Genomic DNA, 15,169 nt, shown 5'->3' with positions numbered 1-15,169 from the left:
TAAAAAAACACGGCCAATTGGCCGTGTTTTTGGTTGTGGGTTTTGGCGCCGAATGGGATCGCTTACGGCGTATCCGGGATCGGCTCCGGGCGGTAGTGTTCCGGGCTCAGCTTGGCCATCTCCGGCATAACGGTGCCGATGGCAATGGAGGACCAGGTACCGCTGACGATTCCTACAAACAGGGCAATCGCAAAGCCGTGCAATGAGGCCCCCGCGAAGACCCATACTGCTGCAACAGTGGTCAGCGTTGTGCCGGAGGTCACCATGGTGCGCGAGAAGGTCTGACGTACGGCGGTGTCATTGATGCGGGTCAGCGGCCAGCCAGGTTTGGCCAGCAGCAGCTCGCGGATCCGGTCGGACAGCACGATGGAGTCGTTGAGTGAGTAGCCCACCACCGCCAGAACCGCCGCCAGTACCGTCAGATTGAACTCCATCTGGGTGATCGCAAACAGGCCCAGCACCACCACCACATCGTGCAGCAGTGCCAGAAGCGCACCGGAAGCCAGTCGCCACTCAAAGCGGTACCAGAGGTAGAACAAAATGGCGAGCATGGAGAACAGCACCGCCAATCCACCGGTTTCCGCCAGTTCCTGGCCCACCTGGGCACCGACAACGCTGGAGGCAATCAGCTGCACATCGGGGTCGATCCCCTGCAGCACAGAGAGCGCAGTGATGTCGTTTTCTGCGGCGGGATCCACCGGTCCGGTGCGGACCAGCCAACGACCGGGCTCGCCCGCCTGAACCAGGCTGACGCTTTCGCCCATTGCCTGTTCCAGTCTTTGGGTGAGGTCGGGGCCGCTGTAGCGGGCATCCATCTTGACCTCGGTGATCACCCCACCGGTAAAGTCCATGCCCCAGTTCAGGCCCCGAACCGATAGGGCAAGCAGGGCCACCACAGTCAGGGCCACGGAAAACAGCGCCGTCAGGTAGCGCCAGTGAGTCAGGGAGCGAATATCGAATCTCATATGGTCACCTTACGACGGGCGTCTTGGCCCCAGACCAGGTTGATCAGGGCACGGGAGAGGAATACACCGGTAAACAGGCTGGTCATCAGGCCAAGGCCCAGGGTCAGGGCAAAGCCCTGAATGGGACCATTACCGATGGAGTACAGCACCAGTGCGGTGATCATGGTGGTCAGGTTGGCGTCCCAGATGGTGGTCAGAGCCCGGTCAAAGCCCAAGTGGATGGCTTTAGCCAGGCTGTGACCCTGCCGGACCATGTCCCGTATCCGTTCGAAAATCAGTACGTTGGTGTCTACCGCCATCCCCACGGTCAGTACCAGACCCGCGATGCCGGGGAGGGTGAGTACCGCGCCGGGCAGCAGGGCCATCAGGCCAAACAGGGTGATCAGGTTAGCCACCAGGGCGACGTTGGCGACCCAGCCCAGACGGCGATACCAGAGGGCCATAAACAGCAGGGTGGCGCCCATGCCCACCGCCAGGGCTTTAAAGCCGTTCTCGATGTTCTCGGCACCCAGGGTGGGGCCGATGGTGCGCTCTTCGACAATCACCACCGGGGCAGTCAGGGAGCCAGCCCGCAACAGCAGCGCGAGTTGCTGTGCTTCCGCCATGGAGCCGCTGCCGGTGATTACGAAGCGGCTGCCCAGATGGGCCTGAATGGTGGCCACGCTGATCACTTCGGTGTCCACCACTGAGCGGCCCTGGTTATCCTGGCGGTACTCACTGAAAGCGGTGGCCATCGGAAAGCCGATCTTATTGCGCGAGAAGTCAGACATCATGCGGCCACCGGCGGCGTCCAGCACGATCTCAACCTGGGGCTGCCCCATCTGGTCCAGGCTGGCCCTGGCATTGATGATGTGCTCACCGGTCAATACCGGCAGTCGCTTCACGGAGACGGTGCCGCCCTGAGCCAGGGGCAGGGTTTTGCCCTGAACCGGTTCTTTCACATTCACTTCATAGAAGGCCAGGCTGGTGGTGGCGCCGATCACCTTCTTGGCGGCCACCGGATCCTGCACACCGGGCAGTTCGATGCGGATACGGTTTGCGCCCTGACGCTGTACCACCGCTTCGGTGATGCCCAGTTCCTCAATCCGGCTGCGCAGGATCTGCAGGTTCTGCTGAACCGTTTGACGGGTCAACTCCTCTACCGTTTCCGGCTTCATGGTGAAGCTCAAGCCGTCACCATGACTGCGAACCGTCCAGTCCGGATAGTCCTTCTGCACCAGGGCCACTGCTTGCGAACGCTGGGCTTCATCCAACTGTCCGGTGGTCACGCTGTGGTCAAACTGGGCCTGAGCACGAACACCACGGACGGTGCCGCGGAGGGATTGAAGCAGGCCCTGCTGGTGGGCGGCAAAGACCGGGTCCATGTCCACGTCCAGCAGGAACTGCACGCCGCCACGGAGATCCAGGCCGAGGCTCATCGGTTCAAAGCCCATACCCAGCAGCCATTGCGGCGCGGCGGGACGCTGAGAAAGGGCCAGACTGTCCTCCGGGCCGATCCACTTTTTCAGGGCGGCCTGGGCAGCAAACTGGCTGTTGGGGTCGCTCAGGACGATTTGGGTCTGATCACCATCTTGAGTGATCGCTTTAACGTGAATGTCCTGGGACTCAAGGTACTGCTGGGTGCGTTGCGCATCCTGGGCCTGCTGCCAGTGGATATCAATGGCGGCGTCTTCGCCATACCAGGAGGGCAGGGCACTCAGGGTCATCACCACCAGGGTGACAATCAGCACTACGTATTTCCAGGCGGGATATCGGTTGATCACCGCCGAGGTTTGGGAGTGTGGTTTCATCATCATTCTCTGCATGAGGCCGACTTGGGGCCTTCAGTGCGCACTCAGTCAGGCCGGAGCCTTAGGATGGTGCGCGGTCCCCGCGTGCTCAGTGGCGCACGGGAGTGTGTCCGGCAAAGGGCGCCGGGGCAGAGTCAGACGATGGGGTTGCGTTGACCGAGATGACGGTAGAGTTGGTTACTCTCTTTCCAGCCACCAAGGCGGTTGCGGGGAGGGCGGATATTCAGATGCCAGTCCAACTGAGGCGAGCGAGGCTCAACGTAGCCCAGCTGAAGCTCCAGTGCCAGGGGGACGGCGAACTCAATCAGCAGCTCGTAATCCGGCTCTGGCAGAGGGGCGATACGTTGAAACAGCTGCAGCAGGCGGGGCGAGGTAAACAGACCCCAATCCACCTGATGAGGCGCATCATGGGCGTCGGGCGCACCGGAAAACACCTGTTGATGACCGGGATGAACATCGGCTGAGGTGTGCGCCAGTGCCTGGGCAGTAAAGCCCATCAGCAGTGACAGCAGCAAAACTCTCAACAGATTCACGGTGTAACAGATGCCTTGAGAAGAGAAGGAGGGCCAGTATAGCCCCCCATACCGGCAATAAACAGGGGAAATTACGGGTTACGCAAAAGCTGTGGCGCAGCTCTCGATATCAGCCCCAGAGCGGTGATCAGGGCCGACACGCTGAACAATACCCAAGCAGGCACCTCCCAGGTCAGGCTGTAACGGCACAGCGCCAGAGCGCCGAAGTAACCGAGAATCGTCAGTTGCAGATAGTGACAGGCACCGGCGCTGATCGGCAGGCGAAGCAGCATGCGGCCGAGGCGCAACCCCAATACCCCGAAGCCCAGTACCACCAATCCCACCACAAAGAAGGAGAACCAGACCCAAAAGGGTGTCCAGCCCAGCACCTGGGCGGACTTGGCAGGGCCGGACCATAAAGCGTCCCAACTGATCGCCAGCAGCAGCGGCCAACTGAGTTGTTTCAGCAAGGCTGGCGATTCCACGGGCTGACGGATTGCATCCAGATAAAAACGGAAGATCAGCGCGGCGGCGAGCACCCCCAGAGCGGGCAACAGAGCCGGAACCCACAGCGCCGAAAAAAAGGTGAGCAGATACCCGGCCATCGGAAACAGGGTATGGGTGGCACAGACGCCGGTGAGCCAGTACCAGCGCGCCCGCCGTGGCAGGGAGGCGGCTCCGGCGCTGGCCAAAGCCACGTCTGCTCCGATCCCGGCCCCCATGGCCAGGCAACTGACCAGAAACAGGTCCGGCACCGTCATGGCGTGGAGTCCATCACTGCGGCGGAAAGCCGCGAACCCACCGCCCGCCAGTTCAGACGCAGGTCGTAAAGGTGCTGGTGTGTCTCGGGCAGGGGCACCGCATCAGGCGCCACCTGACGATAGACGTTTTCGGCGGGCGCCAGCACGGCATCGCGACCAAACAGGTAACTCTGCTCCTGTACGATCAGCCGATAGGCCTTGTTCAGGTCACGAGCGCGCTGAGGCGAAGGCAGAATCAGCGCGCCGATGTGGGGCAGTGCTGCCACCTTGTCGGCCTTCACGCTGCCATCAGCCTGAAACCAGCGTGCCAGCATCTCATCATTCTGCCGAAACTCGTCGCCACCGCCGACCCGGGCCAGGTAGGTCAGGTACTCGCCGAACGCTTCACCCCGTACCGGCGCGTCCTGCTGAACCGTCAGGTCCAGGTAGCCCCATCCTGCCTCGCCATCCAGCTTGCGGGCAAAGGAGAACACCTGATCGATGGTGGTGCCGATGGTCTTGTGGCAGCCGTTGCAGAAAGCCAACTCCTGGGGTTTTTGTTGACGCAACTGGCCCTGCTTGTCCTCGATGTGGGCATCCAGTGTCCAGCCGAAGTTATTGGCCAGGCCACGATCACCATGGAACGTGGACTGAGGCAGCTGCTCAAACACCTTCTCCTTCTGTTCGCCGTAGTACGCAGAGCGAAGCTGGAGTGGCGTGGTGGTGTTGTGCTTACGCATATACCGGACCTCCTTCATTCGCGGTGCCGGACCGATGCGGCCAAAGGCGTCGACCTGCAGGTAACGCACTGTGTGAAGCAGTTCTGTGCCCTGGGGATAGAGCATATCGGTGAGGGGCTGTTCGGCTGCGTCTCCCAGATAGTGGGTGTGACGGGGCAGGGTGTGGATCGCGTCCGACAGCTCCCCATCACCATTGAGATCTACGCCAGCGCGACGTTCCGAAAGCGCCGGGACACTAAGGCTGTCCTGCTGCTTTATCGCCATCTCCAGCAGGCTGAGGTTGGCCAGGTAGAGGTCCCGGTTTTCCACGCCATCGACCTGACGGAACGGTGCAGGAAGACGGATCATCACATCCCCGGCGGAACCGTTTGTGGGCCAGAAAGTGCTGGGGAAGGGTTTGTAGTTGAACGCCACCCACTGGCTGCCATCCCGGGCAAAGCCCTCCCTGTCAAAGGCGCGTTCAGGGTAGGCGAGACCCCGGATCTCCGGAATCGCGCCCTGCCAATCACCGGCTTTCAGGCGGGCGATCCAGGGGGTGTAGTTGTCTTGCTGGATGTAGGCGTCGATCTCGGCATTTTCGATGGCGGCGATCTGGGCTCTGCGGTCCCGGAACAGGTTCTGCCAGTGGTTGTTAAAACCCAGCTCGGAGAACTCGTAGCTGCCCTGAAGATCGCCGTCATTCATGATGTTGGGTCGGCCGTCGCGGTAGCTCTGGTGGCAGACGTAGCAGGGGTTGTACTGCCCCTCTGTTCGGGTATAGCACTGAGGAGGGATCACCGACTCGCCGTTATAAAGCACATCCTGATCAAGATAGGCCTGAGCCGGGATGTCGTCGCGTAAGGCGAGGGGCAGGGTGTCCTGTGCTAATGCGGGCATGGCCAGCAGCAGGATCAGGGCAAAGCTGACTGATTTCATACTGTTATTCTGCGCAGAAAGGCCGGAGCGGCACGCCGCTCCGGCTGGGTGGGGCTTACTTGCTCAGGGGGCGGTACAGCCACAGGGTGTTGTTGACCTGGAAGCCATCTTCGCCAATCAGAATGCGGCCATCCTCCATCACCACCACATTGTCCGGCTGGGACAACTGGTTCACATCGCAGCGCTCCGCGCCGGTCAGGCTGTCGCGGTAGGTGCCGCCCATCAGTACCGGCTCAATCCGGCTGACGTTGTAGCCGGTCTCCAACGGCATGCGGTAAACGCCGCCACAATCCTTCACCCGGCTGGAGAGCGCGATGTCCCCTTCACCGTCGATCATGGTCTTGTCCAGATCAGCGATGGCGAAGTAAACGTACGCCTGGGTGACGTCTTCACCCGGGATAAGATCGACGCCATCAACGGCCTCTTCGGCACGCTTGGCGTTGATGTTGATCCCTTCCAGCTTGCGGAATTCGGCGGTTGCGCCTTTGAGGTTGGCGGCCTGACGTGACTCCAGGAACACCACCCGATCGTCCATCGGCTTGCCTGCAGTAACCGGGTTGCCGCCTTCGGCCACGGTGGGGTAGTTGGCGGCGCCTGCTGCCCAGGCCTCCACGTCAGCCAGGGTCAGGTAGCTGGACTGGCCCTCAACGAAATCACTGGTGTCGATGTCATCGAATTCGGCGATCCAGGCTTCCACCTCATCGTTGTTGGCGCTGCCCATCTCGATCCACGCGATGTCGAAACCGGTGGTTTGCGGCTCATTGCTGCCGGCATCCTGAGTCAGTTTGGCGGCATACAGGGTGCCGGAGGTGAGATCTCCAGCCGCGTCCGCCACAAATTTAAACATGACGCCGCCGGTGTCGTCCTGAGACAGGTAGACGGTGCGCTGATCCGGCATCACCACGCCGTTTTCATGCTCGTAGCGACCCATCGCGTAGTGTTTGGCGGGCGCGGGGGTGCCTTTGGGGTCGGTGACTTCGATGATGTAGCCATAGCGGTAGGGGTTGGGGAAGGCATCGCCGGTCATGGTGTCCATTCGGGCCACATCCTCATTCCCCGGCGCGTTCCAGCTCGGATCCGTGGTGCCGGAGAGGTCGGAGTTGACGATCCACTCTTCGGAAGAGAGCGGCGTACCCCAGGGGGTCAGGCTGCCAAAGCAGTTGGCTGCGGTGCCGTGTACGGCAGCGAAGTCCACCATCAGGGCGTCTTCCACTTTCCAACTGCCGTCTTCCTGCTTAGCCAAAGCCAGGCGGCTCATGCCACCGGGGATGTATTCCCAGTTGGTGAACAGGTAGCCCTTGCCCTCACCATTGGGAATAAAGGCGTTAAAGTCTGGCATGTCGGTGTCCACCACAGCGGTTTCCCCATCCAGACTCATCACCACGCCGAGGCGATTAGCCAGCTTGCCCTCATAGGTGTCGCCGTTCTGTCCCAGCACCTGGTACTGGCCATAAGCGGTGACCACGGTTTCCTGCTCTTTAGGGGAGATCGGAACCGGGGCGTCCACCAGATCCATCGGCAGCTGGTTGAGGTTGATCCCGGCCAAAGCGCCAACGGTGCCCCGGTTATAGGGGATGCCGTTGTGGTCGGTTTCCAGATTGGCGCTTGAGGGGTGCTGCAGGTTGAAGAACAGATCCCCCTGTTCTGTCAGGAAGATGCCGGTCACCTCGGCACCCAGAGGTACGGTCGCCAGGCGGGTCAGGCTGCCGGCCTGACCATCGGCGCCGGGTTGACCCTCCGGTCCCTGCTCACCCGGGGCGCCCTGAGCACCATCCACACCATCGGAACCATCGATATTGCAACCAGTCAGCACCGCCAGAAGCGCGCCTGCCAACAGAGAAAGCTTGAAAGAGTTGTTCATTGTCGTTTCCAAATCACACATTGGGTTGTCTTGTTCGTAGGCGTGACAAGCAAACGGCGTTGCCACGTCGGTGCACAACCTGATGGCGCGGCATGTCAGAAATGTTAACGGTGCATTAACTTTGTGATCGGTGGCAGAGGTGGGGCAAAGGTGGTTATCTATCTCAATGAAACTAAAGGGTATTTTGACAGATTGGGGAAAGATGAACTTTTTCTGAAAGGCTGGCGTGATGAATCTCCAATGCTACGCCAGCGGGATATTGAAGCGCGGACTCAGGACAGTGACTCACTTCCGGGATTACGCCCGGGCCAGGGGCAGCCAACAGAACTCCACCCACTGTTCAAAATCCTGCCAGGTGTCCATACCGGCTTCTCCGTCGGGATGCCAAAACACCACACCGTGCTCGGGCTCAGGCGTGCCGAGGTCAAAGCAGTAGTGTTGGCCATCATGGTGAACGAAGGGCAGCAATTCGTTGGGCAATCCTCTTCGGCGTGCTTTATGCAGCAGGGTTTCCAGGTCAAGGTCGGGGCATTGGGGGCAGCTCAAACGAAGCAGTTCGAGGCCACCGGGGTTCAGATAACCCAGTTCCATAATAAAGGCTCGATAAATAGGGGGGAGCATGAGGCGGTGGCGCTGTTCGAACGCCCGAACCTGTTGCTCTGAGGGGAGTGAGGGCTCCGACGCACTGAACCGATGCAGTGCGCGGAGTTGCAGCAGTAAGCGGGTTTTCATGTTTTGTAACGCTGAATCAGCGGCCATTGCCCGCCCATTGGGCGATGTTGGCGATGCAATCCGCCAGAAAAGTTTCCGGTTTTTCCTGGAACCGGGCGTCCACCTGTGGAGCAAGGCGATCCAGCTGAGAGATGCATCGGGTAAACCGGCTGCGCTCCTGCTCGGTCGCCGGGGCAAAGCCGTTGGCTCGATAGTGGCTGGCGTCCTCCTGAGCGTTCCAGGCATCAAACACCAGATGGTGCTGTGGCCCCGTTGCGGGCTCATTGGCGGGTCCCCGGCGGATGGCGGCAGCACGCAGGGTGCCCTCTTCCGATATCTCCAACACCAGCATCCCGGGCGTCCACAGGATGCACCAATACAGCTTGTCTTCGGCCAGCAGATAGCTCCATCGCGCCGTGGTCTGCACCAGAACCGCGAAACTGCCGATATAGAAGTCGGCGGTCACCGGACGCAAGTGAGGCATGACCGAAGCGGAGAAATAGGCTTGGTGAGGCTCCTGAACGGGGGCAGAGGCGTAGAGCAGGTCGGACTGTTCATCCGTTGTCCAGATAAGGTACCGCATTGTTTTTATTCCTTAAAAAGTGAGACTTGCCGTGTCGAACGCGGACCGGAACAAGCCTACCCAAAGTGGTTCAGAGGCTGAACCACTCCAGGTAGGCAGTGAGTAAGGCGAAAGTAAGGTTTTACAGCTCAGTAGGGGTGAGCGGGATGCAGCATGAGGCGCCAGAACGGCCCATCCGGCGCCACTTTGCGGTGATTGGGTGACCACAACAGGCTGGTGGTGGCGGGCTCGTCAGCCCGATAGATCACCCGGTCCTCCTTGATGGTCTGCAACACTCTGATTTGGTCGAGATTTTCAGGGTCGATGGCCGTAGGATCTGCAGAGAGCACCACCAGATCCGCCAGTTTTGCTGGCTCCAAAGACCCTTTATCGTCCTCCTCAAAGTGCTGCCAGGCAGGCCAAATGGTCATCGCTTTGAGAGCCGTCATCACATCGACCCGGTGAGTCGGTCCGATGATGTCGCCACTGCGGCTACGGCGCGTGACGGTAGCGTCCAGTACCCGCATTGAGTCAGGGAATGCCACTGGGGCATCGTGGTGGGTAGAGAATCGCATCCCTCTGGCCAATACCCAGCCAGTGGGAGAGATGTTGTCTGCTCGTTCCGGTCCCACAGTGCGTTCGCGGTGCCAGTCGCCCCAGTAGAAGGTGTGCATGGGGAACAGCGAAGGGAACAGCTTGAGCCGCTTTATACTGTCCACTTGGTCCTCCCTCAAAAACTGACCATGAATTAGCACTGCACGGCGATCCTCGTTGCCATGTTGGGCCTCTGCGGCGCCGACGGCGGCCAACAGCAAGTCGGTGGCGGCTTCGCCATTGGAGTGGGTCAACAGCTGAATATCATTGGCAAAGGCCCAGTTGACGGCGTCAAACACCTGATCAGGTGAAGCGGCAGGGTAACCGACGTAATCGCCGCGAAGTTGCTCAGGTGGGGCGTAATAGGGGCGATCCCGCCAGGCGGTAAAGCCCTGGGGAGACCCGTCGATGGTGAGCTTGGCACCACCAACCCTGACCCGGTTGAGGTAGTCCCGGGAGACTTGCTCGGCGATAAAGGCACGGTCTACCAGGACATCAGGATAAGCCACGATGTCGATCTCAAACCCATCATCCCCTGCAGCCAGGGCCTGCATCGACAGCACCTGTCCGGTGGTGGCGCGCCCCTCCTGCGCCGTGGTGTAACCGTAGGTCGTAACCAGTTTACTCCCCGCCCGAATCATCTCCATGGCACCTTGGGCATCCAGATTGCCAAGCACCTTTTGCAGGGCGATAAAATGGGGCGTTTCCTCTAACACGCCGTTAGGTACCTGACTACCTGCCTCCCGCCGGATCACGCCTCCCGGCATCTCTTCAGTCTGCTCGGTGATGCCTGCGACCTCGAGCGCCTTGGTATTGGCCACCGCCAGATGGCCCGACTGATGAACGATGTAGATCGGAATGTCATCCCGTATCGTGTCCAGTTCCTGTCGGGTTGGATGGCGCTGCTCCTTAAGCTGGGAGTCGTCATAGCCAAAGCCAATGATGGCGTTCACCCGATTGATACGCGCTTCGTATTCGCTGGCGTACTGGCGCAGCACCGTCTGAAGTGCCGCAATGCTGTTAACGTCACCATCGGGTGGCGGTAGCAGGTTGGCAGCCAGCGCCTGTAAGCCTACGGCAGCAACGTGGCCATGGGCGTCGACAAACCCGGGGATAAGCGCCTTACCGTCCAACTCCCGCACCTGGGTGTTGGCGCCGCTGAACTTCATCACGTCAGACTCGCTTCCCACGGCGATGATGCGGCCATCTTTCACAGCCAGTGCTTCAGCGCGAGGCTGGTTATCATTCATGGTCAGGATGGCTCCTCCCCGATAAAGGGTATCCGCCTGCTCAGCGAAAACCGGCGTTACAGAGGCCGTCAGCAAGGAGGCCAGAAACAGAGAGAAAAATCGCATTGAATTCGCTCCTTTAGGGTCAGGACAACGAGGTAGTGGACTCTAGAGAATAGAACCCAAGCCGTTCTACCGAGAGACAAACACCCCTTTGGGAAGGGCGAGCTGGCACCAAAAGCCGACTACGCTAAGGAGGGCTTAACCCTCTGAAAGTGAATTCACGAAGCGCCAGACAAAGGAGCGCAAGATGAAAGCGTCACCCTGCTTTATCTCCCTGTTTCTTCTGGTTACCTCCGCCGTGATGGCGGAGCCTAGAGCCTATCCCCCGGTTCCCGAATCGATTACGACGCCCGACACGGTGCAGACCCGCTTGGGTGAGCTGCGCTTTGATGATGGTCGGCCAACGCCTGAAACGGTTACCGCGCTCTATGACCATCTGGACTTTATGCGCGGAGTTGAGGTGTTCCTGAACTTTGTCCCGGCGGCTTCTATGGAGGCGTTGCGCCGTGGGCTGGCAGATATCGGGGCCACTCGGTTTAACGAGGCGGTGCTGTTTGAACAGTTGATGGACGCCCGCCCCCTGTTCCTGACCGGCAATACCGACACCGTATACGCGTCGGTGTTTCTCGATCTGGAGCGGGACGGCCCCACAGTGGTGGAGGTGCCGCCCGGAGCCGGGCCGGGCACGGTCAACGACGCCTTCTTCCGTTTTGTGATCGATATGGGGCGTCCGGGACCGGATGCGGGCAAAGGCGGTCATTACCTGATCCTGCCGCCGGATTATCAGGGGACGATTGAGCCCTCTAAAGACAACAAGCCAGTCAGCGTTGATGGCCGGGATTACTTCGTTGCCCAATCAGCCAGCTATGTGAACTGGGTAATCCTTCGGGGAATGCTGGTGGAGGGCAGGGCGGAGCCGGCGGTCACCATGTGGCGGGAGGGGTTGAAGGTGTACCCGCTAAGCCAGGTGAAGTCACCGCCGCCAATGACCTTTATCAATGGCTCTGAGCGCAGCTTTAACACCATTCACGCCAACAATGAGCACTTTTTTGACGAGGTGAACGCGGTGATACAACGGGAGCCGGCAGAGCTGTTTTCCCCGCATCTGCTGGGTCTGGCGAGCGCCATCGGGATGCAGAAAGGCCAGCCCTTTGAGCCGGACCCCCGTATGGCCAAACTGCTTAAAGAATCGGCGGCCGTTGGCAACGCCACGGCGCGCACCATCTGGCTGAAGCCCCGTGCTCCCGAGGCGTTCCTCTACCCGGATAGCGGCTGGTATACCGGCTTTGTCGGAGGGGATTACCGATGGCTGATTGCCGATGGTGACGGGGGACGTAATCTGGATGCCCGCACGCTGTTTTTCTATGCGGCGACGGTCAATACGCCCGCGATGGCGCTGGAGATCCCCGGAGTGGGGTCGCAGTACGCCTTTAGCGCAACGGATGCAAAGGGGGCTTTCCTGGATGGAACCATGAGCTACCGCTTGACCCTGCCAGCGCCGGTACCGGCCAAGAACTTCTGGTCCGTGGTGGTGTATGACACACAGACCCGCTCGGAACTGCAAACTGACCAACGCTTCCCCAGCAAAAACAATGTGCGGGATGCGCTGAACTACAACGAGGATGGTTCCGTGGACCTCTACTTTGGCCCCACGCCTCCGGCACAGGGAGAGAGCAACTGGATCCAGACCACACCGGACAAAGGGTGGTTTGCGGTACTCAGACTGTATGGGCCGCTGGAACCCTGGTTTGAGAAAACCTGGCGGCCCGGCGAATTTGAGGTTTACAAGGAGTAGCGTGTCAGAAACGCCTGCAGTGGCGGATGAAAGGGCAGGCCATCCCGGGCATGACAAAGGCTCTGATAGAGAGCGGTTTCGTGTTCGGCCACCATCTTAAGGGCGCTGTCCTGCTCCGCCCACTGCCGGTAGCGCACCTCGTAGGGCCCCACCCAGTCGCACAGGGTCGAAAGCAGTTGCGGCTGGGGCAACGCCTGCCAACGACGGGCCTCATTGATCCCTTTGCGCAACAGGGCGGCACGCTCCGGGGCGCTGACCTTGACCGCCTGTTCCGGAACCAATAGCGCTGCCGTTCGGATCTCCACAGCCAACAGAGCCTGCCACAACTCGGCCTCATCTTCGGGACGTTGCTCAAGCATGTGCTGAAAAAAACCGATGCCGTAGATCTCGCCCTGATAGGCTTCGAGCAAATGGTGCTGCATTGTTGACTCTTAAGTTGAAGGGGCCCCTACAGGAACCATAAACCGATGCGTTTGGGAGTGGGGCAGAGTATCGGATTGAGCGATCCGGCGCGAGTCCCGATTCAAAGGTCATCCCGAGTGTCCGCTAACGGATACTTCCGGGAGAAGGCGGATGGTTATACTTCAACCAATCAGACAGAGCCGGTGAAAAGATTGGGCTGAGTGTCACCCGGCAACTCACTAATAAGCAGGCGCGTTAAAGGCAAGCACGATGGGCAATGACGTAACTTCCATACCGTTGAGGTGGACCACATCGCTGTCGTCAAAGCTGACGGCGGAGTTAACGTCCATTGCCCAGAGAATATTGATGGAAGACTCGAACTTTAAGGAGTTCGAACTGATCAGCCAGGGGATCAACTTTGTTGAGCGCGGCACTTTGGCTATCGGGATACAGACCCCCAGCCTGAAGACCGCCAACTGCGTCATCGTGGGGCAGGGTGACTGGTTTGGAAACTACATGGAGCAGGGGTCATCGCTTTCTCCCTTCATGTTTGTCGAGATTGAGCCCTGCTCCATCATCCATTTCAGCAACAGACAGATCGCGGCCATTGCTGAGAAGAATGTTGAAATATACAAATGGTTTTACTCTCTCAGTTTTGAGTCGAGAGATAAGTGGTTGCAAAGTCAGTTGATAAACAATGAAAACATGAATGTCAGGATTGTTTTTCAACTACTGGAGATATTGGCTCATATTAACAGTAAAAAATTGCCATTGGAGATATCCATCTCTCAACAACAACTCAGCGATATGACTGGAATTGCAAGACAGCGAGTTAATGAAGTCATGAAATGGCTTGAGCGAGAAGGACTTGTTGAGCTTTGGCGAAATAAAATTTCCGTTAAGTCGGTCAGTAAGTTGGCTGAATATCTAGATGATGTTGATCTCAGTATCAGAGACCCACGGGAGTTTCTGTAGCCGTAAAGCGATACCGGCATCCATCATCCCATTACCTGAAAAATAATCGATCAGATGTAAAGTTATGCCATATCTATACTCCATAAAGATTAATACAGGTGCGAAAGAAGACGTTAATCAGCGCTTTCGTGAAGCGCGATTGGGTGGCGAAGTGGTTGTTGATGAGCAGGGGAGTGTCTATATCTGCCCGCAGATAAGCGCTTCATCATGGCACATCCTCCCCTTGTCTGAGCATCCTGAGGCTCAAGTCGATGGACGGTGGTGTGCCACCATTGAAGCCACCCTGGCCTATATGGAAAGTCGCTACTCAGTGACGGTGATGAACCCGGAGCCTACCTGGCTGTATATCGGAAAAGTGTTTCGCTGCCCGAAGATGGTTGTTGCACTGATGGATAAAAACGGCATTTCGCTTTAACACTCGACTTCTTTTGCATATCAGCACGTGGTGAAATTTATGAACAAGATAGTGATTCTGTTTGCCTTAGTGGCAAGTGGTATATATGGCTGTGGAGGAGAGAGTGGTAAGGAAAGTTTAACGACTCAAACGCCTTACCAAAATAAGGCAACTTTAGATATTCGGATATTTGATTTCATCTATGATGGTACAGATTATTCCATCTCGGACTATTATGCGTTCGACAATGCGAATCATCGTTACAGTCTCAGTGTTGGTCATCTTCTTTATGGTACCAGTGAGCGTACCAACTGGCGATATGGCTCTGGCAGAGAATCAATAACAAAACTGTCCGTTGCGTCGATAGACCGGAATACAAAAGACGTACTGGTTGAAAGCCTGATAGATGTGGATGGCGAGAAACAAACCTGGATTTTCGCCGTTGGGAATAAACTGGCAGGTCGCTATCGGCTTTTTTCAACCGATAAACCTGAGGTTCAACCCGCTGAAGGGATGGTGCCCCTGTTCCTGATTGATGCAAGAGACCCGGCTGCGACGGAGCCGCTCGATGTCATCATCAATGGACAAACCGTACTGTCCAACCTGGACCCACTGACGTTATCGCCTCAGATCAATGTTGCTTACGATGAGCACCTGGTGAACGTGTTGATTGCGAGGAATGACCTCATCGTCTTCCCTTGCCTTGGTGTGGACATCTCACAAGATGGCGCATCGACAGGCAAAAGCGCGCAGGCCCGGGTATTGATCCTGGCTCCGGATCAACGCTGCTATGTGAAATTGGCGTCGTAGAACACTGGACGTTAACTGGACACCCACTTTAGCGCTCAACTTGGCGATAGCGGTGCGGTGTCCAGTGGCGGCAGTCCGGCATTATGAAGCCGGTTGATAGGGGTAGGGCAG

At 58.4% G+C, this 15,169-nt stretch carries 14 protein-coding genes; 4 read left to right on the top strand and 10 right to left on the bottom strand.

Going from position 1 to position 15,169, the window contains the following annotated elements; all coding sequences use genetic code 11:
* Positions 1-62 precede the first annotated feature (62 nt).
* The 9 genes from secF to KUV52_RS14445 all read right to left on the bottom strand — a co-directional run bounded on the left by secF (position 63) and on the right by KUV52_RS14445 (position 10,745).
* Positions 63-965 carry a protein translocase subunit SecF gene (gene secF / locus KUV52_RS14485; RefSeq protein ID WP_222526630.1) on the bottom strand — a complete coding sequence of 301 codons (903 nt, stop codon included), beginning with the start codon at positions 963-965 and terminating at the stop codon, positions 63-65.
* Positions 962-2,761 carry a protein translocase subunit SecD gene (gene secD, locus KUV52_RS14480; protein WP_222526629.1) on the bottom strand — a complete coding sequence of 600 codons (1,800 nt, stop codon included), beginning with the start codon at positions 2,759-2,761 and terminating at the stop codon, positions 962-964. The genes secF and secD overlap by 4 nt, the downstream gene beginning before the upstream one ends.
* 128 nt (positions 2,762-2,889) lie before the next feature.
* Positions 2,890-3,288 (bottom strand): hypothetical protein, encoded by a 399-nt coding sequence (locus KUV52_RS14475; RefSeq protein WP_222526628.1) that lies wholly within the window; start codon positions 3,286-3,288, stop codon positions 2,890-2,892.
* Between the two features lie 71 nt (positions 3,289-3,359).
* Positions 3,360-4,028 (bottom strand): hypothetical protein, encoded by a 669-nt coding sequence (locus KUV52_RS14470; protein WP_222526627.1) that lies wholly within the window; start codon positions 4,026-4,028, stop codon positions 3,360-3,362.
* The gene (locus KUV52_RS14465) at positions 4,025-5,662 is read right to left on the bottom strand and encodes a hypothetical protein (RefSeq protein ID WP_222526626.1); all 1,638 of its coding nucleotides are present in this window, start codon (positions 5,660-5,662) and stop codon (positions 4,025-4,027) included. Before KUV52_RS14465 ends, KUV52_RS14470 begins: the two co-directional genes overlap by 4 nt.
* A 55-nt stretch (positions 5,663-5,717) precedes the next feature.
* On the bottom strand, positions 5,718-7,523 hold the full coding sequence (locus KUV52_RS14460; RefSeq protein WP_222526625.1) for an alkaline phosphatase PhoX: 1,806 nt from the start codon (positions 7,521-7,523) through the stop codon (positions 5,718-5,720).
* A 297-nt stretch (positions 7,524-7,820) separates the two neighbouring features.
* Positions 7,821-8,255, bottom strand: a complete 435-nt coding sequence (locus tag KUV52_RS14455; RefSeq protein ID WP_222526624.1) for an SMI1/KNR4 family protein — start codon at positions 8,253-8,255, stop codon at positions 7,821-7,823.
* Between the two features lie 16 nt (positions 8,256-8,271).
* Positions 8,272-8,817, bottom strand: a complete 546-nt coding sequence (locus KUV52_RS14450; RefSeq protein ID WP_222526623.1) for a hypothetical protein — start codon at positions 8,815-8,817, stop codon at positions 8,272-8,274.
* Positions 8,818-8,945: 128 nt separating this feature from the next.
* Positions 8,946-10,745, bottom strand: a complete 1,800-nt coding sequence (locus KUV52_RS14445; protein WP_222526622.1) for an amidohydrolase — start codon at positions 10,743-10,745, stop codon at positions 8,946-8,948.
* Between the two features lie 184 nt (positions 10,746-10,929).
* Here KUV52_RS14445 and KUV52_RS14440 point away from each other — a divergent pair, with 184 nt between their 5' ends.
* A complete protein-coding gene (locus KUV52_RS14440) occupies positions 10,930-12,477 on the top strand; it encodes a DUF1254 domain-containing protein (RefSeq protein ID WP_222526621.1) in 1,548 nt (515 codons plus the stop codon).
* Here the strand turns inward: KUV52_RS14440 and KUV52_RS14435 are convergent.
* Positions 12,465-12,899 carry a hypothetical protein gene (locus KUV52_RS14435; RefSeq protein ID WP_222526620.1) on the bottom strand — a complete coding sequence of 145 codons (435 nt, stop codon included), beginning with the start codon at positions 12,897-12,899 and terminating at the stop codon, positions 12,465-12,467. The two genes, KUV52_RS14440 and KUV52_RS14435, sit on opposite strands and share 13 nt — an antisense overlap.
* A 250-nt stretch (positions 12,900-13,149) precedes the next feature.
* Here KUV52_RS14435 and KUV52_RS14430 point away from each other — a divergent pair, with 250 nt between their 5' ends.
* The 3 genes from KUV52_RS14430 to KUV52_RS14420 all read left to right on the top strand — a co-directional run bounded on the left by KUV52_RS14430 (position 13,150) and on the right by KUV52_RS14420 (position 15,058).
* Positions 13,150-13,854 (top strand): Crp/Fnr family transcriptional regulator, encoded by a 705-nt coding sequence (locus KUV52_RS14430; protein WP_222526619.1) that lies wholly within the window; start codon positions 13,150-13,152, stop codon positions 13,852-13,854.
* A 64-nt stretch (positions 13,855-13,918) separates the two neighbouring features.
* Positions 13,919-14,269, top strand: coding sequence for a hypothetical protein (locus KUV52_RS14425; protein ID WP_222526618.1), 351 nt, complete (start codon positions 13,919-13,921; stop codon positions 14,267-14,269).
* Between the two features lie 39 nt (positions 14,270-14,308).
* Positions 14,309-15,058 carry a hypothetical protein gene (locus KUV52_RS14420; RefSeq protein ID WP_222526617.1) on the top strand — a complete coding sequence of 250 codons (750 nt, stop codon included), beginning with the start codon at positions 14,309-14,311 and terminating at the stop codon, positions 15,056-15,058.
* Positions 15,059-15,169 lie beyond the last annotated feature (111 nt).

This window comes from Ferrimonas balearica (assembly GCF_019802055.1).
In the GTDB taxonomy this organism is placed as follows: domain Bacteria; phylum Pseudomonadota; class Gammaproteobacteria; order Enterobacterales; family Shewanellaceae; genus Ferrimonas; species Ferrimonas balearica_A.
This window is presented reverse-complemented; position numbering and strand designations above follow the sequence as displayed.